Annotated in this window: 22 protein-coding genes and 1 tRNA gene; 14 read left to right on the top strand and 9 right to left on the bottom strand. The window is 66.6% G+C overall.

The features are described from left to right. Positions 1–14: 14 nt before the first annotated feature. From prfA to AC1RLU_RS11775, 4 genes are all read left to right on the top strand, one after another. The gene (gene prfA / locus AC1RLU_RS11790) at positions 15–1,100 is read left to right on the top strand and encodes a peptide chain release factor 1 (RefSeq protein WP_061965173.1); all 1,086 of its coding nucleotides are present in this window, start codon (positions 15–17) and stop codon (positions 1,098–1,100) included. Positions 1,101–1,174: 74 nt separating this feature from the next. Beyond that, positions 1,175–1,423 carry a hypothetical protein gene (locus tag AC1RLU_RS11785; RefSeq protein ID WP_061965171.1) on the top strand — a complete coding sequence of 83 codons (249 nt, stop codon included), beginning with the start codon at positions 1,175–1,177 and terminating at the stop codon, positions 1,421–1,423. A gap of 65 nt (positions 1,424–1,488) precedes the next feature. Further along, positions 1,489–2,328 carry a peptide chain release factor N(5)-glutamine methyltransferase gene (gene prmC / locus AC1RLU_RS11780; RefSeq protein ID WP_492795704.1) on the top strand — a complete coding sequence of 280 codons (840 nt, stop codon included), beginning with the start codon at positions 1,489–1,491 and terminating at the stop codon, positions 2,326–2,328. A 381-nt stretch (positions 2,329–2,709) separates the two neighbouring features. Continuing rightward, entirely contained in the window at positions 2,710–3,726 is a 1,017-nt protein-coding gene (locus tag AC1RLU_RS11775) for a DUF4167 domain-containing protein (protein WP_492795703.1), read from the top strand. Between the two features lie 99 nt (positions 3,727–3,825). On the opposite strand, the gene AC1RLU_RS11770 is transcribed toward AC1RLU_RS11775, so the two are convergent. Together AC1RLU_RS11770 and AC1RLU_RS11765 are read right to left on the bottom strand one after the other, a co-directional pair. Beyond that, complete coding sequence (locus tag AC1RLU_RS11770) at positions 3,826–4,611, bottom strand: MOSC domain-containing protein (protein WP_492795701.1); 786 nt, start codon at positions 4,609–4,611, stop codon at positions 3,826–3,828. A gap of 118 nt (positions 4,612–4,729) precedes the next feature. Continuing rightward, positions 4,730–5,038, bottom strand: coding sequence for a DUF2293 domain-containing protein (locus AC1RLU_RS11765; protein ID WP_061965163.1), 309 nt, complete (start codon positions 5,036–5,038; stop codon positions 4,730–4,732). Positions 5,039–5,213: 175 nt separating this feature from the next. On the opposite strand from AC1RLU_RS11765, the gene clpB reads away from it, so the two are divergent. Then, positions 5,214–7,832, top strand: a complete 2,619-nt coding sequence (clpB, locus tag AC1RLU_RS11760; RefSeq protein ID WP_091856001.1) for an ATP-dependent chaperone ClpB — start codon at positions 5,214–5,216, stop codon at positions 7,830–7,832. 154 nt (positions 7,833–7,986) lie between these two features. Here the strand turns inward: clpB and metW are convergent, their stop codons facing one another. Beyond that, positions 7,987–8,613: a methionine biosynthesis protein MetW gene (metW, locus tag AC1RLU_RS11755; protein WP_061965159.1), complete on the bottom strand. Its 627-nt coding sequence runs from the start codon at positions 8,611–8,613 to the stop codon at positions 7,987–7,989. A 3-nt stretch (positions 8,614–8,616) separates the two neighbouring features. Next, positions 8,617–9,786, bottom strand: a complete 1,170-nt coding sequence (metX, locus tag AC1RLU_RS11750; RefSeq protein WP_492795698.1) for a homoserine O-acetyltransferase MetX — start codon at positions 9,784–9,786, stop codon at positions 8,617–8,619. A 169-nt stretch (positions 9,787–9,955) separates the two neighbouring features. Between metX and AC1RLU_RS11745 the strand changes: the two genes are divergently transcribed. From AC1RLU_RS11745 to AC1RLU_RS11730, 4 genes are all read left to right on the top strand, one after another. Next, complete coding sequence (locus AC1RLU_RS11745; RefSeq protein ID WP_492795696.1) at positions 9,956–10,789, top strand: chorismate mutase; 834 nt, start codon at positions 9,956–9,958, stop codon at positions 10,787–10,789. A gap of 27 nt (positions 10,790–10,816) precedes the next feature. Beyond that, entirely contained in the window at positions 10,817–11,917 is a 1,101-nt protein-coding gene (gene hisC, locus AC1RLU_RS11740) for a histidinol-phosphate transaminase (RefSeq protein ID WP_492796209.1), read from the top strand. 5 nt (positions 11,918–11,922) lie between these two features. Next, complete coding sequence (locus AC1RLU_RS11735) at positions 11,923–12,861, top strand: prephenate/arogenate dehydrogenase family protein (protein WP_492796208.1); 939 nt, start codon at positions 11,923–11,925, stop codon at positions 12,859–12,861. A 91-nt stretch (positions 12,862–12,952) separates the two neighbouring features. Continuing rightward, a tRNA-Thr gene (locus AC1RLU_RS11730) sits at positions 12,953–13,028 on the top strand. A 99-nt stretch (positions 13,029–13,127) separates the two neighbouring features. Here the strand turns inward: AC1RLU_RS11730 and AC1RLU_RS11725 are convergent. Next, positions 13,128–13,391 carry a DksA/TraR family C4-type zinc finger protein gene (locus AC1RLU_RS11725; protein WP_061965110.1) on the bottom strand — a complete coding sequence of 88 codons (264 nt, stop codon included), beginning with the start codon at positions 13,389–13,391 and terminating at the stop codon, positions 13,128–13,130. A 65-nt stretch (positions 13,392–13,456) separates the two neighbouring features. Then, complete coding sequence (locus AC1RLU_RS11720; RefSeq protein WP_492795694.1) at positions 13,457–14,323, bottom strand: DMT family transporter; 867 nt, start codon at positions 14,321–14,323, stop codon at positions 13,457–13,459. 98 nt (positions 14,324–14,421) lie between these two features. On the opposite strand from AC1RLU_RS11720, the gene AC1RLU_RS11715 reads away from it, so the two are divergent. Both AC1RLU_RS11715 and hemC read left to right on the top strand, forming a co-directional pair. Continuing rightward, positions 14,422–15,867, top strand: coding sequence for an aminotransferase-like domain-containing protein (locus tag AC1RLU_RS11715; RefSeq protein WP_492795692.1), 1,446 nt, complete (start codon positions 14,422–14,424; stop codon positions 15,865–15,867). Positions 15,868–15,972: 105 nt separating this feature from the next. Continuing rightward, positions 15,973–16,911, top strand: coding sequence for a hydroxymethylbilane synthase (gene hemC, locus AC1RLU_RS11710; RefSeq protein ID WP_091855994.1), 939 nt, complete (start codon positions 15,973–15,975; stop codon positions 16,909–16,911). A gap of 45 nt (positions 16,912–16,956) precedes the next feature. Here hemC and AC1RLU_RS11705 read toward each other — a convergent pair whose 3' ends face one another. The 3 genes from AC1RLU_RS11705 to AC1RLU_RS11695 all read right to left on the bottom strand — a co-directional run bounded on the left by AC1RLU_RS11705 (position 16,957) and on the right by AC1RLU_RS11695 (position 18,473). Continuing rightward, the gene (locus AC1RLU_RS11705) at positions 16,957–17,106 is read right to left on the bottom strand and encodes a hypothetical protein (RefSeq protein WP_492795690.1); all 150 of its coding nucleotides are present in this window, start codon (positions 17,104–17,106) and stop codon (positions 16,957–16,959) included. 22 nt (positions 17,107–17,128) lie between these two features. Then, the gene (locus AC1RLU_RS11700) at positions 17,129–17,422 is read right to left on the bottom strand and encodes a hypothetical protein (protein WP_492795688.1); all 294 of its coding nucleotides are present in this window, start codon (positions 17,420–17,422) and stop codon (positions 17,129–17,131) included. Positions 17,423–17,486: 64 nt separating this feature from the next. Continuing rightward, positions 17,487–18,473 (bottom strand): DNA topoisomerase IB, encoded by a 987-nt coding sequence (locus tag AC1RLU_RS11695; RefSeq protein WP_492795687.1) that lies wholly within the window; start codon positions 18,471–18,473, stop codon positions 17,487–17,489. A 229-nt stretch (positions 18,474–18,702) separates the two neighbouring features. On the opposite strand from AC1RLU_RS11695, the gene AC1RLU_RS11690 reads away from it, so the two are divergent. The 3 genes from AC1RLU_RS11690 to AC1RLU_RS11680 all read left to right on the top strand — a co-directional run bounded on the left by AC1RLU_RS11690 (position 18,703) and on the right by AC1RLU_RS11680 (position 23,657). After that, a complete protein-coding gene (locus AC1RLU_RS11690) occupies positions 18,703–20,184 on the top strand; it encodes a M81 family metallopeptidase (protein WP_492795685.1) in 1,482 nt (493 codons plus the stop codon). A 46-nt stretch (positions 20,185–20,230) separates the two neighbouring features. Further along, positions 20,231–21,853 carry an amidohydrolase gene (locus AC1RLU_RS11685; protein WP_492795683.1) on the top strand — a complete coding sequence of 541 codons (1,623 nt, stop codon included), beginning with the start codon at positions 20,231–20,233 and terminating at the stop codon, positions 21,851–21,853. Between the two features lie 214 nt (positions 21,854–22,067). Further along, on the top strand, positions 22,068–23,657 hold the full coding sequence (locus tag AC1RLU_RS11680; RefSeq protein WP_061965097.1) for an ABC transporter substrate-binding protein: 1,590 nt from the start codon (positions 22,068–22,070) through the stop codon (positions 23,655–23,657). Positions 23,658–23,661 lie beyond the last annotated feature (4 nt).

The raw sequence follows: 23,661 nt of genomic DNA, 5'->3' as shown, positions 1-23,661 counted from the left end.
CACGAGTTCATTTGATGTCCCTCCAGCTCCCTCAGGATCGTCTCGACGTCATCGTGGCGCGCCATGCCGCCGCGACCGACGAGATCAATCATGCCACCGAGGCGGCGCGCACCGTCGAACTCGCGAAGGAACTGGCCGAGCTCGATCCCGTGGTCGCGGCGATCGCCTCCTGGCGGCAGGCGCAGATTTCGCTGGACGAGGCGGAGGCGCTGATCGCCGATCCCGCGACCGATTCCGAGTTCCGCGACCTCGCCTATGAGGAGCGCGACATCGCCCGCGCCGAGATCGAGGCGCGCGCCCGCGAGATCCTCGTCGCCCTGCTGCCGAAGGATGCCGCCGACGAGCGCGGCGTCATTCTCGAGATCAGGGCGGGCACCGGCGGCGACGAGGCCGCGCTCTTCGCCGGCGATCTCCTGCGCATGTATCAGCGCCACGCCGCCCAGAAGGGCTGGAGCCTCGATGTCCTCTCCGAGAGCGAGGGCACGGCCGGCGGTTACAAGGAGGTCATCGCCGAGATCAACGGCCGCGGCGTCTATGCCCGTCTCAAGTTCGAATCCGGCGTCCACCGCGTTCAGCGCGTGCCGGATACCGAGGCGAGCGGGCGCATCCATACCTCGGCTGCGACGGTGGCGACGCTGCCACTCGCCACCGATGTCGACATCACCCTCAACGAGGCCGACATCCGCACCGACACGCTGCGCTCCGGCGGCGCCGGCGGCCAGCACGTCAACAAGACCGAATCGGCGGTGCGCCTGACCCATATCCCGACCAACACCGTCGTGCTGGTCCAGGACGAGCGCTCCCAGCACAAGAACAAGGCGCGGGCCTATGAATTGCTGCGCGCCAAGCTCTTCGACATGGAGCGCCTGCGCATCGATGCCGAGCGCTCGGCGGACCGACGTTCGCAGGTCGGCTCGGGCGATCGCTCGGAACGCATCCGCACCTATAATTTCCCGCAGGGGCGCGTCACCGACCACCGCATCAACCTGACGCTCTACAAGCTCGACGAGATGATGCAGGGGCTGGTGCTCGACGAGATCATCGACGCGCTCACGGCAGAGCACCAGGCAAAGCTGCTGGCGGCCGAGGGCATGGCGTGAGGCCCGCGCGATGAAACCAAAGCGCCCGTCCCGCGTTGTTGATGCATCGACACCAGCAAAGGGGGGACCCTCTCATGATCAAGATGTTCTCGACGATAGCGGTGACCGGGCTGATGGCGCTGGCGATGAGCGGCGTCTCGCAGGCTCAGGAGCGCACCTTCCGCAAGATGACGTCGGGCCAGCCGGCGGCTCTGCAGGGCGCGATGACGCAGTCGCAGGCGCGCAAGGCGTGCCGGACGGAGATGCGCGGCACGCGCGAAAGCAAGGCCTCGCTGAACAAGAAGATGATAACCTGCGTCAATCTGAAGATGCAGGGCAACTGACCTCCATTCGGGGAGGTGCGGAACCCGAAGCGGGTGCCGCGGGAAGCGTTCGAGGGGAGGGCGCCGTGCCGACCGTCAGGGAGGCGCGGCGCCGTCTTGCGCAGAGCCTCCTGCGCGCGGGCTCGCCGAGCCCCGGCCTCGATGCGCGGCTGCTGGTCGAAGGCAGCCTGGGCGCCGCCAACGCCGATCCGGATACGCTCCTGCCGGCGGAAGCACGCGCGCGGCTTGACGATTTCGCGGCTCGTCGCCTCGCGGGGGAGCCGGTCTGGCGCATTCTCGGCGAGCGTGAGTTCTGGGGGCTGCCGTTCCGTCTGTCGCCGGCGACGCTGGAGCCGCGCCCGGATAGCGAGACGATCGTCGAGGCGGCGCTCGCGCAGCTTGCCGGCCGCCGCGGCGAGGAATTGGCGCTGCTCGATCTCGGAACCGGCACCGGTTGCCTGCTGATCGCCCTGCTCAGCGAGTTGCAGCAGGCGCACGGCCTCGGCATCGACCTGTCCGAGGAGGCCTGCCGGACCGCGGCTGGCAATGCCGCGCTCAACGGCGTGGAATGCCGCGCTGCGTTCCAGCAAGGCAGCTGGACCGAAGGTCTCGCCGGCCGCTTCGATCTCATCGTCTCGAACCCGCCCTATATTCCCTCGGGCGAGATTGCGACGCTCTCCGTCGAGGTGCGCGAGCACGATCCGCTGCTGGCTCTCGACGGCGGCGCAGACGGGCTTGGGCCCTATCGTCTCTTGGCTTCATCCCTGCCGTCCTTGCTTGCGCCCGGCGGCGTTGTCGTTTTCGAGATCGGAGCCGGGCAGGGGCCGGATGTCGTTGCGCTGATGCGGGCCGGCGGGCTTGAATTCAGTGGCAGCCGGAACGATCTGGGAGGGCATGAGCGGGCGTTGATCTTCACGCTCGCTTGATAATGCACAGGCTTTTGGTCGATTTCGCTTGGAGAAGCAGCCAAAACGAGCTAAGCAGCATCCAGCCGAAGCTGGTGGCGTCAGAGCCGAGCCTCTGGGCAGTTCCCGATCGTACAGGATTTGCTCGAGTACGGCATCGTTTGGGGGCGTGTTCCCGCAGCGATGCAACTGACAAGCCGGATGGAGCCCCGAAGGCGCGTGGCGCCGATCGGCTCATGGGGTTGAAACCCCCTTTTTGGAAAAGAGCGCGTGAAGACCAGGAACGGCGGATCGCCCCTTCAGGTCACCTTCGTCCGACACAGCGTCGCAACCCGCTGTGCATCGCAACGCGCATGACGGCACCACGGTTGCTTTGAACACAGAAGCGCGAGACAGACGCGAATGAGACCAGGTCAGAACCGGCGTATGCGCGGCCGCAACAATAGCGGTGGCGGCAACAATAACGGCAATCGCAAATCTCCCAATCCGTTGCAGCGTAGCTACGAATCCAACGGACCGGACGTAAAGGTTCGCGGCACGGCGCAGAATGTCGCCGAGAAATATCTCCAGCTTGCGCGCGATGCCCAGTCTTCGGGCGATACCGTTGCTGCCGAGAGCTATTTCCAGTTCGCCGAGCATTACTACCGCATCCTGCTCGCGGCGCAGGAGCAGATGGCTCAGCAGTTTGGCCATTCCTTCCCGCCGAATCGCGCCTTCGTCGAAGACGCGGACGAGGGCGAGGAAGAGGGCGACGATGAGAGCCAGTCCTTCCAGCCTGGCGCCGGCCCGCAGCCGGAGATGCGCTCGAACGGCTATGCCAACGCCAATGGCTATAACGGCCATGGCGGTGGCCAGCGCAATGAGGGCGAGAACGGCGGCGAGGGCCAGCGTTTCGACCGCCCGAACCGCCGCGAGCGTTTCAACAACGACCGCAACAACAGCAACAACAACGAGCGTCGCTTCGATCGTCCGGATCGCGGCGAGCGTCGTTTCGACCGCAATGCCGAAGGCCAGGGGGCTCCCGGCGGTTACGCTCCGCGTCCCGATGCGCCGCGTTCCGACATCCCGGTCAGCGAGGGCGGTGCCGTCGAGGCTGCTTCCGAGCAGGTTCAGGGCGAACAGCGCCGTTTCGAGCGTCCCGAGCGGGCCGAGCGCCCTCAGCGGGAGCGTCGCCCGCGCCGCGAGCGCGAGGTCGAGGCCGATGCGGGTGATGATGTCGCCGCCGCGCTGCCGTCCTTCCTGACCACCCCTGTGCGTGTCCCCGCGCCGGAGCCGGTCGAGGCCCCGGCCGTCGAGCCCGCCGCCGCCCCGGCAGAACCGGCTGCGGATGAGGCAGCGCCCAAGCGCACTCGCCGCCGCCGTTCGCCGCGCGAGGTCATGGATGCGCTGGGCTCGGAGACGGATGGCTCGAGCGAGTAAGCTGCTCCGGCATCATCGATCGAATATGGAAAAGGGCCCGTTCGGGCCCTTTTTCTTGTCTGGAATCTGCCGGTGTTCCGAGAATGACGGCAGGCGGTATCAGGCAATGCCGAGCTGCGCCGGTGCCTCCGCGACCGTGAGCCCGTCCCCTTCGCCGAGCGCGCCGTCGGCGAGGACGCGGCAATAGATGCCGCAATCGACATGGCCGTAATTCTTCATCAGCGCCTTCGGGATCTGCATGTCGCGCGCGCCGGTCTCGGGGTCGACATTGGTCGCGGCGCAGCGCTCGATCCGCTTGATCACCTGCAGGCGCAGCCCGCCGGGGCCGGTCAACTCGCGGTCGACGAGATCATTTTCGGCCCAGGCGGCGAGCCCGCTGACCATCAAATTGCCGCGGAAGCGCAAGGGGTCGACGGGCTGCCCGAGGCGCTGTTCCAGGTCGGCGACGCTGGCGAGGTTGATGATCGAGACGAAACCCGAGCGCGAATCGGTGAAGCGATAGGTCGGCGGCGCCGTCAGCAGCTTCGGCTCGCCGCGCAGTTCCTCGGGCATGAAGCCGGAGAAGAAGCGGGTGATCGCGGCGTGGCCCTCGCCATTGGCGGTCGCTGCACGCAGCACCTCCTGCCCGCCCTCGTGGATGACGAGATCGCCGCTGGCATCGTCGTAGCGGGTCTTGAGCCGTGCCAGGGACTCGTTGCGCATCAGCATCAGGTACTTGATCTTGGGCTGGTGCACGGGCTCGGCCGCGTCGAAGCCGGAGGGGCCGTTCTCGATGGCGAAGAGCCGGTCGCCGGGGAAATACCCGCCCGCCGAGAGCGCGGCACGTTCGAGCCGTTCCGGAGAGAGGCCTTTCACGGGATAGCGGTAGAGCGTTTCGATGCGCATGGTCGGGTCCCGTTCAGGCAAGGTCGCGGACCATAGCCTCGTCGGCCGGCCCTGACAGATCAAATCTTGTATCCGTTTCGATCAGCCGCCTGCATCGGCACATGGCAGGGAGACCGCGTCATTCGTCCTCGCCCTCGCTGACCGAACGCTGGCAACCCCAGCCGGCAAGGACGGCGTCGGTCTCCTCGGCGACGAAGAAACGGGCGGCGTCGCGATCGTAGCCCTCGCCGAGCAGGCGTTCGTAGTCGGTGTGGACGTGGCGGACATGGCTGCCGAGGGCGAGCCAGAGCGCTGTCGAGGGCGGCAAGTCCTTCATGTGGCGCCGCTCCGCCAGCGTCACGACGGCCTCGGCATCCGATAGCGGAATGCCGGGTGCCAGCGCCCTCAAGGCTTTCCGAATCGCCTGCTGTCGCTTGGTCCCGGCCATGCCCGATCTGCGCCTGCCGCTTGCGCCAGGTCAATTCTGGTACGGGCCTCTTCCGTTGCGCCAATGTCACACTATCTTGGAGGGCGAGGGGCGGCCCATCGCGGCGCCCCATCCTGATGAAAGGGCAGCAGGTTCACGTCGCTACGGGGCGCGGCCTGCGGGCGGAGATAGCTGAATGAATATCGAGAAATATACGGATCGGGCGAAGGGTTTCCTCCAGGCGGCGCAGACGATCGCCCTGCGCGAGGGCAACCAGCAGTTCACGCCGGAGCATCTGCTGAAGGCGCTGCTTGACGATAACGAAGGCATGGCGGCTGGTCTGATCGACCGGGCCGGCGGCCAGTCGCGCGTCGCCTTGCAGTCTGTGGACCAGGCGCTGGCCAAGCTGCCGAAGGTTTCGGGCGGCTCGGGCGGGCTCAACCTGACGCCGGGCCTCGCCCGCGTTTTCGATACCGCCGAGAAGGCAGCCGAGAAGGCCGGCGACTCGTTCGTCACGGTCGAGCGGCTCTTGCTCGCGCTGGCGATCGAGAAGGACAGCGATGCCGGCAAGGCCCTGTCGAAGGCAGGCGTGACGCCGCAGGCACTCAACGCCGCGATCGAGGCGATCCGCAAGGGCCGCACCGCCGATTCCGCGTCGGCCGAGCAGGCCTATGACGCACTGAAGAAATACGCCCGCGATCTCACTGCTGCGGCGCGCGAGGGCAAGCTCGACCCGGTGATCGGCCGCGACGAGGAGATCCGCCGCACCATTCAGGTGCTGTCGCGCCGAACCAAGAACAATCCCGTCCTGATCGGCGAGCCCGGCGTCGGCAAGACTGCCATCGCCGAGGGCCTCGCGCTGCGCATCGTCAATGGCGACGTGCCCGAGAGCCTGAAGGACAAGGAACTGCTCGCGCTCGACATGGGCTCGCTCATCGCCGGCGCGAAATATCGCGGCGAGTTCGAGGAGCGACTGAAGGCGGTGCTGACCGAGGTTTCGTCCTCGGATGGCGGCGTCATCCTGTTCATCGACGAGATGCACACCCTCGTCGGTGCCGGCAAGACCGATGGCGCGATGGATGCGTCAAACCTGCTGAAGCCCGCTCTGGCGCGCGGCGAACTGCATTGCGTCGGCGCGACCACGCTCGACGAATACCGCAAGTACGTCGAAAAGGATGCTGCCTTGGCGCGGCGTTTTCAGCCCGTCTTCGTCGACGAGCCGACGGTCGAGGACACCATCTCGATCCTGCGCGGCCTGAAGGAGAAATACGAGCAGCATCACCGTGTCCGCATCACGGATTCGGCGCTGGTCTCGGCTGCGACGCTGTCGAACCGCTACATCACCGACCGATTCCTGCCCGACAAGGCGATCGACCTCGTCGACGAGGCCGGAGCACGGTTGCGCATGCAGGTCGACTCCAAGCCGGAAGAGCTGGATTCGATCGATCGCGAGATCGTCCGTCTCAAGATCGAGCAGGAGGCGCTCAAGAAGGAGAGCGACGCCGGCTCGAAGGAGCGGCTGAAGCGGCTCGAATCCGAACTGGCCGATCTGGAGACGCGCTCCGACACCATCACCACCAGGTGGAAGGCGGAGAAGGACAAGCTCGGCCACGCCGCGGAGATCAAGACCAGGCTCGACAATGCTCGCAACGAGCTCGCCCAGGCGCAGCGCAAGGGCGAGTATCAGCGGGCCGGCGAGCTTGCCTATGGCGAAATCCCGCAGCTCGAGAAGACTCTGGCCGAGGTCGAGGAAAAGGGCGACGATGCCGGTATGGTCGAGGAGGCCGTGACGCCGGACCATGTCGCGCAGGTCGTCTCGCGCTGGACCGGCGTGCCGGTCGACCGCATGCTCGAAGGCGAGAAGGAGAAGCTGCTCCGCATGGAGGAGGTTCTCGGCGCCCGCGTCGTCGGGCAGCGCGAGGCGGTCGAGGCGGTCTCGACCGCGGTCCGCCGCGCGCGCGCCGGCCTGCAGGACCCCAACCGCCCGATCGGTTCCTTCATGTTCCTCGGCCCCACCGGCGTCGGCAAGACCGAATTGACCAAGGCGCTGGCCTCGTTCCTGTTCGACGACGACACCGCGCTCGTGCGCATCGACATGTCCGAATACATGGAGAAGCACTCGGTCGCCCGGCTCATCGGCGCGCCTCCCGGCTATGTCGGCTACGAGGAGGGCGGCGCTCTGACGGAAGCCGTCCGTCGCCGACCCTATCAGGTCGTGCTCTTCGACGAGGTCGAGAAGGCGCACCCGGACGTGTTCAACGTCCTGTTGCAGGTTCTCGACGACGGCCGCCTGACCGATGGCCAGGGCCGCACCGTCGACTTCCGCAACGTGCTGATCATCATGACCTCGAATCTCGGCTCGGAGTTCCTGGTGAACCAGCCGGAAGGCCAGGACAGCGACGCGGTTCGCGACGAGGTCATGGGCGTGGTCCGCCACGCCTTCCGGCCCGAGTTCCTGAACCGGATCGACGACATCATCCTGTTCCACCGCCTGCGGCGGCAGGACATGGGTGCGATCGTCGACATCCAGATGGCTCGCCTCGCGAAGCTGCTGACCGACCGCAAGATCACGCTCGAGCTCTCGAAGGAGGCGCGCGACTGGCTGGCGGAGAAGGGCTACGACCCCGCCTATGGCGCGCGCCCGCTGAAGCGCGTGATCCAGAAATCGGTGCAGGACCCGCTGGCCGAAGCCATTCTCGCCGGCGAGATCGTCGACGGCGAGGATGTGCCGATCACCGTCGGGCCGGGCTCGCTGATGCTGGGTTCGGTCGCGGCCGTGAAGGAGAAGCGGCCAGCCGGCGTGGCGCTGAACTGACGCGACTACCCTTCTCCCCTTGGGGGAGAAGGTGTCTGCGAAGCAGACGGATGAGGGAAGGGTCGCGCAAGCGGCCCTTTTCTTTTGGCCGACGCGCTGCCCTCATCCGTCATGGCTTTGCCATGCCACCTTCTCCCCCGAGGGGAGAAGGAACTCAGCCCCGCTTCAGCAGGAACACGGCCTGCGCGCCGAATAGGTTCCAGAACCACCAGGGCGCGTTGACGCCGACCTTGCCGCCGGCGGCGTCGAGCGCGACGGCGCGCTCCTTCTTGGCGCCGATCTGGTCGCAGAGCGTGACGAAGTCGCGGATCGTGCAGAAATGGATGTTGGGCGTGTCCCACCAGGCGTAGGGCAGGGAGTCCGTCACCGGCATCCGCCCCTGGAAGAACACCTGGCTGCGCATCCGCCAATGCCCGAAATTCGGGAAGGAGACGATGGCGTGCCGGCCGATGCGCAGCATCTGCTCCAGCACGAGGCGGGGATTGCGCGTCGCCTGGATCGTCTGCGAAAGGATGACGTAGTCGAAGCTATCGTCAGGGTAGTCGCCGAGATCGGTATCGGCGTCGCCCTGGATGACCGAGAGCCCACGCGCCACGCAACCGGCCACGCCCTCGCGGGACAGTTCGATGCCGCGCGCATCGACCTGTCGGCTCTCGGCCAGCAGTGCGAGCAGCGCGCCGTCGCCGCAGCCGACATCGAGCACGCGTGTTCCTGGCTGTACCATCTCGGCGACGAGCTTGAGGTCGATGCGGTTGGTCTGGTTCGTGTCGCTGAAGGCCATGGTCTAGAGTCCGCGTGCCCGCGCCGCTGCGCCGATGAAGCCGCGCGTCGTGGCGAAGAGATTGGGCTCTTCCAGCAGGAAGGCGTCGTGGCCCTTGTCGCTCTCCAGCTCGACGAAGGAGACCGAGGCGCCAGCCGCGTTGAGCGCATGCACGATCGCGCGCGAATCCGCCGTCGGGAACAGCCAGTCCGAGGTGAAGGAGGCCACGCAGAAGCGCGTCTTGGTCCCCGCGAAGGCGCGCGCCAGCACGCCGTCATGGTCGGCGGCGAGGTCGAAATAATCCATCGCGCGCGTCACATAGAGATAGGAATTGGCGTCGAAGCGCTCGACGAAGCTCAGCCCCTGATGGCGCAGATAGCTCTCGACCTGGAAATCCGCGTCGAAGGAGAAGGTCGGTGCTTCCCGGTCCTGCAATTTGCGGCCGAACTTGCGGTGCAGCGCCTGCTCCGAGAGATAGGTGATATGCGCGCCCATCCGCGCGACCGAGAGCCCCTTGGCCGGGCGCGTGCCCTCTTCGAGATAGCGCCCGCGTCGCCACTCCGGATCAGCCATGACTGCCTGCCGGCCGACTTCGTGGAAGGCGATGTTCTGGGCGGAATGCTTGGCGCCGGTGGCGAGCGGCAGTGCCGCGAACACACGGTTCGGATAGCTCGCCGCCCATTGCAGAACCTGCATGCCGCCCATCGAGCCGCCGGCGACGCAGAACAGCGTCTCGATGCCCAATGAATCGATGAGCGCCGCCTGGGCCCGCACCATGTCGCGGATGGTGACGACCGGGAAGGACAGGCCCCAGGGCTTGCCCGTTGCCGGATCGGTCGAGGCCGGTCCAGTCGTGCCGGTGCAGCCGCCGATCACATTGGCGCAGATCATGAAGAAGCGGTCGGTATCGATCGGCTTGCCCGGCCCGATCATCGCCGTCCACCAGCCGCCCTTGCCGGTGATCGGGTTGCGGCTCGCAACATACTGGTCGCCGGTCAGAGCGTGGCAGACGAGGATCGCGTTCGATTTCTCGGCATTCAACGTGCCGTAGGTCTGGTAGGCGATCTGCCAATGATCCAGCACCACGCCGCAATCCATCAAGAGCGGCGTGTCAGGCCCGAAGCGCGCGACCGGGCTGGAGGGCTCGTTCGCCTCCTTCTGCGGATCGGCCAGGCTGGGGGAGAGGTCGCTCATGTCGTCCGCTTCGGCAGTAGGATTTGTCTTGCCGGTCCAGGCGTTCGGAAAATCGAACTCTAGCGATGCCGCGCCAAAGCGGTTCTGTCAACGCGGTACTGCGCGGCCGGCTTTGCCAAGGCGCGGCGGGAGCGCTAAGGAGCGTGGCCTTGCCGGAAAGCGCGTTGCCATGACCGAAGCCGCTCCTACGTCCCTCGCCGATCTCCGCGGTGAAATCGATCGCATCGACAGCGCGATGCATGCGCTGCTGATGGAGCGCTCTCAGGTCATCGAGACGCTGATCTCGATCAAGAAGACGCAGGCCTCCGGCTCCGCCTTCCGTCCCGGCCGCGAGGCCGACATCATGAAGCGGCTCGCGCTCAGCCATAAGGGGCTGCTCCCGCTCGACACGGTCGAGAGCGTCTGGCGCATCATCATCGCGACCTTCACCTATGTGCAGGCAAACTACTCCGTTCATGCCGACATCTCCGGTGGCGATGCGGCGATGCGCGATTCCGCCCGCTTCCATTTCGGCTTCACCGTGCCGTTCATCACGCATGAGGATGCGCGCTCCGTCATCCGCGCTGTCGCTGAATCGGCGGGCGATCTCGGCATCTTCCGCATGGACCAGGGCGCCAGCGCCGGCATCTGGTGGCGCGACCTGATCGGGGCGGATGCGCCGAAGATCATCGCGCGGTTGCCCTTCGTCGAGCGGCCTAACCATCCCGCGGGAACCCCGGTCTACTGCATCGCCAAACCGCTGGCGGACGCCGCCGTACGCGAGATCGTGCTCTATGCTGCTCGCGTCGAGCGCTGGTCTGAAAGCTTGCGGCATGGCCTCGCAGAGCATCTGGCCGAAGTCTCGGCCTCGGCGGCCGACGGCTCGCATCTCTCGCTGCTCGTCGCAGCCTCCGGCGAGGTCGATCAAGCGGCGATCCGCCAGGCCCTCGTGCCGGCAGGCTTGAGCGACTTCGCCGAGATCGGCAGCCACGCCGCTCGCTTCTCCGTCAAATCCGCCCGCTGAACGGGCTGGCTTCCTGCTGCAAGGTCAATCGTCATGGCGACCCGTCCCACCCCGCGTCCCGGCGTCCTCGATATCGAGGCCTATGTTCCCGGCAAGTCCGCCGCGCCCGCCGGCGTGAAGCTGCACAAGCTCTCTTCCAACGAAACCCCGCTCGGCCCGAGCCCGAAGGCGATCGCAGCCTTCGAAGGCCTCGCCGCCAAGCTGGAGCTCTATCCCGACGGCACCTCGACCAAGCTCAAGCAGGCGATTGCCGGCCGCTACGGCCTCGATCCCCAGCGGATCATCTGCGGCAACGGCTCGGACGAACTGCTGGAGCTCGTCACCAAGGCCTATCTCGGTGCGGGCGACGAGGGTATCTACAGCCAGTACGGCTTCCTGGTTTACCGCATCGCCATCCTTGCGATGGGCGGCAAGCCGGTCATCGTGCCCGAGAAGAACTATACGGCCGATGTCGACGGCATCCTCGCAGCGGTGACGCCGAAGACGAAGATCGTCTTCCTCGCCAACCCCAACAACCCGACCGGCACCTATCTGCCCTTCGACGAGGTCAAGCGCCTGCAGGCCGGGCTGCCGCCGCATGTCCTGTTCGTGCTCGACGCGGCCTATGCCGAATATGTCCGCCGCAACGACTACGCCTCCGGCATCGAGCTCGTCGCCGAGAGCGAGAATGTCGTGATGACCCGCACCTTCTCGAAGATCTACGGTCTCGCCAATCTGCGCATCGGCTGGATGTATGCGCCGGCCCACATCATCGACGCGCTCGAACGCATCCGCGGCCCGTTCAACGTCAACGGCGCCGCGATCGAGGCCGGCGCCGCTGCCGTCGCCGACGAGGCGCATGTCGCCGCCGCGCTGGAGCACAACGAGACATGGCTGGCCTGGACGACGGCAGAGCTGGAGAAGCTCGGCCTGACCGTCACGCCTTCGGTCGGCAATTTCGTGCTGATCCATTTCACCAGGACGGCCGGCAAGACCGCCAAGGACGCCGACGCCTTCCTGACCCAGCGCGGCCTGATCCTGCGCGCGGTCGGCGGCTATGGCCTGCCGGACGCGCTGCGCATGACCATCGGCTCGGAGGAGGCGAACCGCCTCGTCGTCGCCGCGCTCGCCGATTTCCTCAAGGCGTGACCGAGATGGCGGAAAGCTTCGCGCCGCGCCGCTCCGAGCCGGTCTTCGCCCGCCTCGCCATCATCGGCATCGGGCTGATCGGCTCTTCGATCGCGCGCGCGGCGAAGGAGCTGAATCTCGCCGGCACGATCGTGCTGGCCGATCGCGACGAGGCCGTCCGCAAGCGGGCGCGCGAACTTGGCCTCGGCCATATGGTGGCGGAGACGGCGGCGGAAGCGGCTCGCGATGCCGATCACATCATCCTCTGCGTCCCGGTCGGCGCCTGCGGGCCGGTCGCGGCCGAGATCGCCAGCGAATTGAAGTCGGGTGCGATCGTCTCCGATGTCGGCTCGGTCAAGGGCTCGGTTGTCGACGCCGTCTCGCCGCATCTGCCCGAGGGCGTCGCCTTCGTGCCGGCCCATCCGGTCGCGGGCACGGAGAACTCCGGCCCCGATGCCGGCTTCCCCAGCCTCTTCCTCAATCGCTGGTGCATCCTGACGCCGCCGGAAGGCACGGACGCCGCGGCCATCGCGAAAACCCGCCAGTTCTGGGAAGGCATGGGCGCGCTGGTGGAAGTGATGAGCGCCCATCATCATGACCTCGTGCTGGCCGTCACCAGCCACCTGCCGCATCTGATCGCCTACAACATCGTCGGCACGGCCGAGGATCTGGAGGCGGTGACGCAGTCCGAGGTGATCAAGTTCTCGGCCGGCGGCTTCCGCGACTTCACCCGCATCGCGGCTTCCGACCCGACGATGTGGCGCGACGTCTTCCTGCACAACAAGGAAGCCGTGCTGGAGATGCTCGGCCGTTTCAACGAGGACCTCGCGCTGCTGACCCGCGCCATCCGCTATGGCGATGGCGAGACGCTGCACAAGCACTTCACCCGTACCCGCACGATCCGCCGCGGCATCGTCGCGCTCGGCCAGGAGAAGCCCGAGACGGAGAAGCTGCGCAAGGATTGACGGCTGCCGCACAGCGCCATGTCAGGGTGATGTGCATGACGTCGAGATTGGCTTGCCAAGCCCGGCGCCTGCTGGTACAGCGCCACCCGTTGCCGCAATAGCTCAGCTGGTAGAGCACCTCATTCGTAATGAGGGGGTCGGGGGTTCGAATCCCTCTTGCGGCACCACTCCCCCCGACATCGCAGCGCGTCATCGCCATCGCTTCTGGTGGATGCCCATCTCCGCACGCAGCCGAAGCGATGCGGCGCGCGCCGCCACAGCCCAACTCACTTCAATTGGCTGTCCTTGCTGCCGCGCCGGTTATAGCTGGATTGCGCCGCCGACCGATCCTGCCCGGACTGGCAAGCGACGCAGAGCCGGGCGCCGGGCATGGCGAGGCGGCGCGCTTCGGGAATCTCCTCGCCGCATTCCTGGCAGTAGATCTCGCCTGGGCCGTTTGGCAGCCGCGAGCGCGCCAACCGAACTGCGTCCGTGATCGAACCGTCTATCTGGTCCTGAACCGCTCCGTCCGGAGCCCATCCGCTTGCCATCACGCAACCTCCATCGCCACAAGATGGCCTTGGATGGCGGGAATTCCAAGAGTTGGGGGGCGGGCTCAGGCGAAGCGCTTCGCCCCGGCAACGCAGAGCACGACCACGGCGGTCGCGGCGATCATCGTCCAGGCGATCGGCTCGCCGAGCAGCCAACCTGCGAGCATGAGCCCGAAGAACGGCTGCAAGAGCTGAAGCTGGCCGACGCTGGCGATGCCGCCGAGCGCCAGGCCGCGATACCAGAAGACGAAGCCGACGAGCATGCTGAAGACTGAGACGTAAGCAAGGCCGATCCAGGCCGGCGTCCCGATGCCCTGCCAGGTCGAGGGCCAGAACAGCAAGGCGATGACAACCATCGCCGGTAGCGACAGCAGCAGCGCCCAGGAGATCACCTGCCAGCCGCCGAGACGGCGCGAGAGCGTCGCGCCTTCGGCATAGCCAAGCCCGCAGAGCAGGACGGCGCCGATCATCAGCAGGTCGCCCGCCAGCGAGCCGCTGTCGCTGTTGGCGAGTGCGAAGCCTGCGACGGTCGCGCTGCCGATCCCCGAGAACAGCCAGAATACCGGCTTCGGCCGCTCGCCGCCGCGCAGCACGCCGAACAGCGCGGTCGCTAGCGGCAGCAGGCCGATGAAGACGATCGAGCGCGCCGAGGGGATATGCTGTAGGGCGAGTGCCGTCAGCAGCGGAAAGCCAAGGACGACGCCGAGCGCGACGATCGTGAGCGGGCGGATATCCGCCCGGCTCGGCCATTTCTGGCGCAAAAGCATCAGGCAGATCGCGCCCAGCAGGGCTGCGATCGCGGCGCGGGCTCCGGTCAGGAACAGCGGTGAGAAGCCGGCCACCGCGACGCGCGTCGCCGGCAGCGAACCGCTGAAGATCAGCACGCCGATGAGCCCGCTGCCCCAACCCTTGCCACCCCAATCCCTGAACATCTGATCCGCTCTACTGCTGTGCCGGAAGCCGTGCTCTATGCGTCCGCCCTCCAGAGCACCAGCGACAGACCGATACATTCATGGCAAACTGTATGGCTATGGATGGCCATACAATCAGCAAGGGCGAAGACGGGGCGACTCGCACGGCAGTCGTGATGGCGGCGATCCGGCGCCGGCTGGCTGCACGGACTCTGGCGCCGGGCGACCGCTTGCCCTCGATCCGGCGCTTTGCCGCGACGATGAAGGTTTCACCTTCCACCGTCGTCGAGGCCTATGATCGCCTCGCGGCGGAAGGCCTGATCCGCGCAAGGCAGGGTTCCGGCTTCTATGTGACAGGCGGCGGCCTGCCGCCCCTGGCGCTGACGCAGGCCGCCTCGCCGCAGGAGCTTGTGGTCGATCCGTTCTGGGTCTCGCGCCAGTCGCTCGATGCCGAACCGGGGGCGTTGAAGCCGGGCTGCGGCTGGTTGCCGGCCGACTGGATGCCGGATGAGGCTCTGCGCCGCGGCTTCCGGGCCTTGGCGCGGGCCGATGGCGCCATCCTCACCGATTACGGCGGCACGCGCGGCGCCTCCGTCCTGCGCCGGCTCCTGCTCGGGCGCTTCGCCGAGGCCGGGCTTGCGGTCTCGGCCGAGCAGCTGATGCTGACCGGCTCGGGCACGCAGGCGCTCGACCTGATCTGCCGCTTCCTGCTGCGGCCGGGCGATGCGGTCCTCGTCGACGATCCCTGCTATTTCAACTTCCAGGCGCTGCTGCGGGCGCATCAGGTGCGGATCCTGAGCGTGCCCTATGCCCCGTCGGGGCCGGATATCGCGACGTTCGAGGCGGTGGTCGCGGCCGAGCGCCCGCGCCTCTACCTGACCAATTCCGGCCTGCACAATCCGACCGGCGCCAGCCTGTCGCCGCAGGCCGCCTATCGCGTGCTCAGCACGGCCGCTGCCAACGACATGATCATCGTCGAGGACGACATCTTCGCCGATTTCGAACCGGAGCCCTCGTCGCGGCTCGCGGCACTCGACGGGCTGGAGCGCGTCATCCGGATCGGCAGCTTTTCGAAGACGCTCTCGGCCGCCGTCCGCTGCGGCTATATCGCCGCGCGGGCAGATTGGATCGACGGGCTCGTCGATCTGCAGGTCGCAACCAGTTTCGGAGGCCCCGGGCCGGTCTCGACGGAGCTGCTGGCGGGTGTCCTCGCCGGTGGCAGCTACCGCAAGCATATGGAGGAGCTGCACAGGCGCCTGGCTCAGGCGCGGCGCGAGGTCGCCGCCCGCCTGGAGCCGCTCGGGATTCGGCCCTGGCTGATGCCGCGCGGCGGCTTCTATCTCTGGTGCCGTTTGCCGGAGGACGTGGATTCCGCCGAGCTTGCCCGCCTTGCCGTGATGCAGGGCGTGGTGCTGGCGCCGGGCAATGTCTTCAGCGTCGCCCAGATGGCCGGCAACTTCATGCGTTTCAACGTCGCCCAGTCGCGCGATCCGCGCGTGATCGAGGTGCTCGGGCAGGCGATGGCCGCCATGCGGCAGCAGGGCGGGGCTGCCGCCCACGATTGATCCAGAGCAGTATGGGCATGTGCCGCACTCGTCAGCCCGGCGCCCCCCTGATATAGACCGCGGCAATAACCGGCCCGGCCGGACAGGACCGAAAGTTTTGAGATCATGCATCTGAGGATCGGCACGCGCCGCAGCCCGTTGGCGATGGCCCAGACCAACCACGTCATGGGCCTGATCCGGGAGAAATTCCCGCAAGCGGAATTCACCCTCTGCCAGATCGCCACCATCGCCGACCGCGACCGCGTCTCCGAGTTCCACCAGTTCGGCATGGTCGGCGTCTTCGCCGTCGAGCATGAGCAGCAACTTGTGAAGCGCGAGGTCGATTTCGTCGTCCATTCGCTGAAGGACCTGCCGACCACCCTGCATGAAGGCCTCGTTCTCGCCTCGGTGCCGCCGCGTGAGGACCCGCGCGATGCGCTCTGCGGCGCGACCATGGCCACCCTGCGCCAGGGCGCCCGCGTCGGTACCGGCTCGCTTCGCCGCCGCGCCCAGATCCTGAACCTCCGGCCTGACGTCACCGTCGTGCCGATCCGCGGCAATGTCGGCCCTCGCCTGGCCAAGATCGGCGGCGAGGACGCGCTCGACGCGGTCATCCTGGCGCAAGCCGGACTGCGCCGGCTCGGCATGGACGAAGCCTCTTCGGAGGCGCTTGCCCCGTCCCTGTTCCCCTATGCGGTCGGCCAGGGCGCGCTCGGGCTCGAGGCCCGCGCCGAGGATGCGGCGGTGATCGAGGTGCTGAAGGCGATCGAGTGCCCGCAGGCCCGTGCCGAGGCCGAGGCCGAGCGCGAGATGATGCATGCGCTCGGGGCCGGCTGCAGCCTGCCGGTCGGCGCCTGCGTGACATGGCAGGACGGCCGCTTGACGCTGCATGCGCAGGTGACTTCGATCGAAGGCACGGAGCGCGTCGTCGCCGATCAGAGCGCGGCACCGGAACAGGCACGTGAGCTCGGCCTCGCTGTTGCGCAGATCCTGAAGGAGCGGGGCGGCGTCGCGATCCTCGAGAAGAGCTACCGCGGGCACTATCCGAGCTTCAAGTCGCTATAGGTCCTGTCGCAGCTGGGCGTAGCGCTCGATTCGCGCGCGCCTCGCCTAGATCGGATCACGCGGGTCGTCGGCGTTGGGCTTGTCGAGCATCGCGCCACCGGCGTCGCGCGAGCGGGCCCATAAGGTCGTGAGCACGATCCCGATCGGCACGCCGATCACGACGATCCAGACGACGAAGCCCCAATCGCCGATCATCGGGCTGCCCTCCTTTGCTGAACTAGGTTTTGGGCGGAAGCGAGCCGCGATCGAAGACCGGGATCGCCTCGGTCTTGCCGCGTAGCGGCCTCCCGACGGGCACGTCCTCCGCTGCCTGCCGCACGGCCTCTTCCGATTCCGTCAGCCTATCCGGCGTGTCGTTGGCATCGCTCCCCGCATCATGGATGTTGGTGCGGTCGCTGACACGCTGGCTCTCGCTGGGGTCGGTCTCGGCGGCGGTCTGACCGGCGTTCGCGGGCTTGCGTTCGTCCTCGAGCAGGGCGGGATTCTCGCGCTTCCTGTCGGGCTTGGCCATGGCGGTCTCCTCTGAAAAGGCTTTCAGGACCAAGCTCTGAAGGGTGGCATTGTTCCCCCGAGATTCAGGCGGCGAGCAGCCCCAGAGCGCGTTCGATCCGCGAGCAGCCGGCCTTGGCGCGCGCCTTCGCGTAGCTCTTCTGCAAACGGCCGCTGGCATAGGCATCGATGACGATCGCGTGGACATAGCTCTTGCGGACGACGGCCGGCGTGTTGACCAGCTTCTCCGAGATTGCGCGCATGATGTCGGCGAGCTGGCGCTTGCGGCCGGCCTCGCTCGCCACCGCCTCGCCGGCCAGGAGAAGCTCCGCCGCGGCGGCATTGGCGGCGAGCATCCGCAGATCCTTGCTGCTGACGGGCAGGCCGCAGGCGCGCTTGAGATAGGTGTTGATCTCGGCCGCGTGGATCGATGCGACGGAGCCGTCCTCGCCGCGATACTGCAGCAGCCGGCGGCCGGGCAGGGTGGTGATCCGCGTGATTGCTCGGGCCAGCGGCGCATCGTCGATGGCGCAGGAGATGTCCTTGCCGCTCTTGCCGCGGAAATGCAGCGCGACCCGCGTGCCCGTCAGTGTGACGTGCCGCTTGAGCAGCGTCGATGTGCCATGGCTGCCATTCTCCTTGGCGTAGGTCTCGTTACCGACGCGCAGATGGCAGCGGTCGATGATGGCCGCCGCGCAGGCCAGCGCCTTGTCGCGCGACAGGGTCCGCGCCTTGACATCGGTTGCGATGCGCGCCCGCAGCTTCGGCAGCGCCTCGATCAGCCGGGCGAGCCGCTTGAGCTTGCGCCGCTCGCGCACCTTCTCCCAGTCCGGATGGTAGCGATGCTGGATGCGGCCGGCCTCGTCATGGCCGATCGCCTGGAGATGGGCGCGCGGATCGGCCGCGATGCGAACGTCCTCATAAGCCGGGGGAATGGCCAGTGAGCGGATGCGGGCGAGGGTGGCCTCGTCGCTGATCTTGCCGCCCTCTGCGTCCCGGTAACCGAAGGAGCGGCCGTGGCGAACGCGACGGATCGTGAGTTCATCTGACGAAACGCGCCGCAGTCGTGTCACGGCGGAAAGGCGTTTAGCCTGCGGGGAAACCGGCATGGGCGGGCGCTCGCGGGGGTCCGCTGCGAAAACGGCGCCATTGCCCAGTTGGTTCCGCTCAGTCGAGCATATTCACCACATTTCGACAAGCGCGCAGGTTTCTGGGGATGCATGCGCGAAAAACAGTGGCAAATCCCGAGTTGGCTCGCCAAGACTGTCAAAAAAATTGAACGATATGTTTGGGGAGATGACGGTGCCGCGCGTTTTGATCGCCGAGTTCATGCATGAGACGAACACCTTCAGTGTTCAGCTCACGGACGAAGCCACCTTCAGGGCGCATGGCGCCTATCGCGACAATGAAATCCCGGGCGCCTTCCGCGGCACACGCACCTCGATGGGCGCGGCCTTCGAGGCGGCCGACAAGTTCGGCTGGAGCCTCGTCCACCCGCTGGTGACCGGCGCCAACCCCTCCGGCCGCGTCACAGACGCGGCCTTCGATCTTTTCGCCGGCCAGATCTGCGATGCGGCACCGGGCGTCGACGGCGTGCTGCTGCATCTCCACGGCGCGATGTCGACCGAGAGCTCGGATGACGGCGAGGGCGAGTTGCTCGCCCGGCTGCGCAAGCGCATCGGCCCGGACGTGCCGGTCGTCGCCGTGCTCGACCTGCATGCGACGGTGACGCAAGCTATGGCCGACAACGCCAATGCGCTGATCTCCTACCGCACCTATCCGCATATCGACCAATACGAGCGGACCTGGCAGGCGGCGGAGCTGCTGCAGCGCGCGCTGAAGGGCGAGATCAAGCCCAAGGTCGCGCTCGCCCGGCGCCCGATCCTTTACGCGCTCGACGGCGGGCGCACGACTTCGCCGCCTTTCCTCGAACTGCTGCGCCGTGGCGACGCGCTGGAAGCCTCGGGCGATGCGCTCGTCGTCAGCGTCCAGGCCGGCTTCTCCTCGGCGGATGTCCACGATATCGGCCCCTCGATCGCGGTCACGGCCGATGATCGCGGCAAGGCGCAAGCCATCGCTGAAGACCTGATGGACTATGCCTGGGAGCAGCGCCGCTTCTCCTCGATCCATTTCACGCCCTTGGCTGAGGCCATGGCCCGCGCCAAGGCTGGCGAGGCCGACATGGGCAAGCCCGGCTACAAGCCCGTGGTGATCTCGGATTACTCCGACAATCCCGGCTCCGGCGCCTATGGCGACGCCACCAACCTGCTGCGCGCCGTGCTCGATGCCAGGCTGAAGAATGTCGGCTTCCATGCGATCAACGACCCCGAGGCAGTGCTGGCCGCCCAGGCGATCGGCGTCGGCAAGCGCGGCCGGATCAAGCTCGGCGGCAAGGTCGATCCGACCATGGGCGGCGCGCCGCTCGATCTCGATGCACACGTGGTCGCGATCACCGACGGCTATTTCCTCTGCCATGGCCCGATGGCCGGCGGTGTCTGGCGCAATTACGGGCTCTCGGCCCTGCTGCGCGTCGACGATGTCGAGATCATCGTCATCACCCATAACGGCCAGGCGACCGATCTCGCGCAGTTCACCTCGCTCGGCGTCGATCCGACCCGGAAATCGACAGTGATCGTCAAGTCGATGCAGCATTTCCGTGCCGCCTTCGAGCCGATCGCGCGCGAGGTGCTGGAGGTCGATACGGGCGCGCTCTCGACGCGCAATTTCAAGGAGCGGCCGTACAAGAAGGTGCGCCGCCCGATCTTCCCGCTCGACGACATCTGACCGCCGCTCGCAAGTGCCGGCGATGACTGGATTTGAGGAGAACACCATGGCGGTTCAGGCCGATATCGTATTGCGCAACGGGCCGATCTGGTGCGGGCGCGAAGAGGGCGTCGTCGAGGCGCTGGCGATCTTCCGCGACAAGGTGCTGGCTGCCGGCAGCGATGCTGAGATCAAGCCGCTGATCGGGCCGAAGACCCGCGTCATCGACCTGAAGGGCCGGCTGGCGACGCCGGGTCTGAACGACTCGCACCTGCATCTCGTCTCGCTCGGCATGACCATGGGCTGGGTCGATTCCAAGCCGGAGAGCGCGCCGACGCTCGATGCCCTTCTCGGCGCCATCGCGGCCCGTGCCGCACAGTCGAAGCCTGGCGAATGGATTCTCTCGCGCGGCTATGACCAGACCAAGCTCGACACCGGCCGTCACCCCTATCGCGAAGAACTCGACCGCGCCGCGCCGAACAACCCGGTCATGCTGGTGCGCGCCTGCGGCCATATCGCGATCTGCAACTCCGAGGCGCTGCGCCTCGGCGGCATCGACGAACAATCGCCGACACCGCAAGGCGGCCTGATCGAGCAGCAGAACGGCCGCCTCACCGGCCTGCTCGCCGAGAACGCCCGCGCCCCGGTCCAGGCCGCGATTCCGGCAGCGACCGAAGAGGACATCATCGCCGGTATCGAGCGCGGCGGGCAGTACCTGCTCTCGCTCGGCATCACCAGCTGCATGGATGCCGCCGTCGGCCAGAAGGGTGGCTTCCGCGAGATCGCCGCCTATCACCGCGCCAAGCGCGACGGCCGCCTGCCGGTCCGCACCTGGCTGACCCTGCTCGGCGATGACGGCCGCTCGATCGTGCCTGATTGCTACGACGCCGGACTGATCTCCGGGACCGGCGACGAGATGCTGATGATCGGCGCGGTCAAGCTCTTCCTCGACGGTTCGGCCGGCGGCCGCACCGCCTGGATGACCGAGCCCTATCTCGGCGAGGACAAGACCACCGGCGTCTGGATGTGGGAGGATGCCGAGCTCGAACGCATGGTGCTCGATGCCCACAAGAAGGGTTACCAGCTCGCCTGCCATGCCATCGGCGATGCCGCGATCGAGCAGCTCATCACCGCCTATGAGAAGGCGCTCGCAGCCTTCCCCGACCCGGACCGTCGCCACCGCATCGAGCATTGCGGCTTCTCAACCCCGGCTCAGCACGAGCGCATGGTCAAGGCCGGCATCTATCCCTGTCCGCAGCAGGTCTTCATCCATGATTTCGGCGATGCCTATGTGAAGGTACTCGGCCCCGAGCGGGCGCTGCCGAGCTATCCCTTCCGGACCTGGTTCGATCTCGGCCTGAAGCCGGCGACGGGCAGCGATGCGCCGGTCTGCGACCCCAACCCCTTCCCGAATTTCCACACCATGCTGACGCGTGAGACCTGGAAGGGCACGGTGATGGACGAGCGTCAGCGCGTTTCGATCGAGGAGGCCTTGCAGGCCTATACCGAGTTCGGCGCCTTCTCGCAGAAGCAGGAGAAGGTGAAGGGGCGGCTTGCCCCGGGCCTTCTCGCCGACGTCGCTGTGTTCTCGCGCGATCTGCTGAGCGCCGCTCCGGCCGATATCCTCAAGGACACCCGCTGCGATCTGACCATTCTTGGCGGCGCGGTCGTCTACGAGCGGGGAGCTTGAGGCAGAGCATCTTCGAGCGAAAAATGCCGGTTCGCGTGAAGAAAATGCGAAACGGAGTTCAGAACAGCTCTGCAACACCGTGAATCGCGGAGCTGTTCGGGGAATTTGACCGCGCGGGGGAAGACAAGCGCGGCAAAGCCGTTATGGTTCCACTTGAAACAAACAACTCCGGATCAGCCGGAGCAGATGGGAAACGGGAGGAAAAATCGTGTTGTTGAAGAAATTTGCCTTCGCCACCGCGCTGACGCTGGCAGCCTTTACGATCTCGGCGCAGGCCCAGGAGCCGCGCCGCGGCGGAACGATCCGCTTCACGGCGCCCTATGGCGCCTCCTTCGTCAGCAATGACAGCCATGTCTCGAACCAGATCCAGGACGAGATCTACGGCTACGCCCTGCACAGCATGCTGTTCCGCTGGGATTCGAAGGCCGGCAAGCCCGAGCCCGAGCTCGTCAAGAGCATGACCACCTCGGCGGACGGGCTGACGCACACGCTGAAGCTGCGCGACGACGCGTTCTTCCACAATGGCCGCAAGATGACGGCCGACGATGTGATCTGGTCGTTCACGCGTCTTGTCGATGGTTCCAAGAACTATCCGGGTGCGAGCCGCGTCGTGCGCATCAAGGGCGCCGAGGCCGTTCGCAAGGGCGAGGCCAAGGAGATTTCCGGCCTCAAGAAGATCGATGATTTCACCATCGAGATGACGCTGACCGATCCGGCCGATCCCAGCTTCCTGTTCTATGCTGCTACCACGGCGATCATGCCGGCCAAGGAAGCGCAGCAGCCGGACTTCTTCAACAAGCCGATCGGCCTCGGCCCGTTCAAGTTCGTCGAGCATGTGCCCGGTTCGCGCATGGTCTTCGAGCGCTGGGAGAAATACTACAAGCCCGGCAAGCCCTATGCCGACAAGCTGGTGATCTCGCCGATGGGCGAGGCGGCTGCGCGCGACGTCGCCTTCCGCAACAAGGAGATCGACGTCTCGATCCTCGGCTCGACCCAGTACGTTGCCTACAAGGCCGATCCGAATCTTTCGAAGGGCATCCTGGAGGTCGCGGAGGTCTTCACCCGCAACATGGGCATGAACCCGGAGTTCAAGCCGTTCTCCGACAAGCGGGTGCGCCAGGCGATTAACTACGCGATCGACAGCGACCTGATCATCAAGCGTCTCGTTCGCGACAAGGCCTATCGCGCGGTGAGCTGGCTGCCGAGCTCGGTCCCAGCCTTCGACAAGAATGCCAAGCCTTATGCCTTTGACCCGGAGAAGGCCAAGAAGCTCCTGGCCGAGGCCGGTTATCCCGATGGCTTCGAGTTCGAATGGACGGCGACGCCGAACGAGAGCTGGGGCATTCCGATCGTCGAGGCGACGATTCCCATGCTCGCCAAGGTCGGTATCAAGGTGAAGGTCAAGCCGGTCGAGACCTCGGCGCTTGGTGGCGTCATCGCGAAGGGCGACTTCCAGGCCTATATCTGGTCGAACACCTCCGGCCCCGATCCGTTGACCGCGCTGAAGTGCTTCCACTCGGCGACGCCGCGCTCGTCCTGCAACTACACCACCTTCAAGAGCGCCGCTTTTGACAAGCTGTTCGAGGAGGCCGCGGCCGAGAGGGACGCCGGCAAGAAGATCGAGCTCATGAAGAAGGCCAATGCGCTGCTGCAGGACGAGGCTCCCGTCTGGTTCTTCAACTACAACAAGGCGGTGATGGCCTATCAGCCCTGGCTGCATGGCCTGCAGGCGAACGCTACGGAGCTCGCGCTCCAGCGTTACGAGGATCTCTGGGTCGACGCGTCTTCGCCCGCAGCGAAGTAAGCGC

It is taken from the genome of Allobosea sp. GW822-FHT05A11 (assembly GCF_058800455.1).
This window is presented reverse-complemented; position numbering and strand designations above follow the sequence as displayed.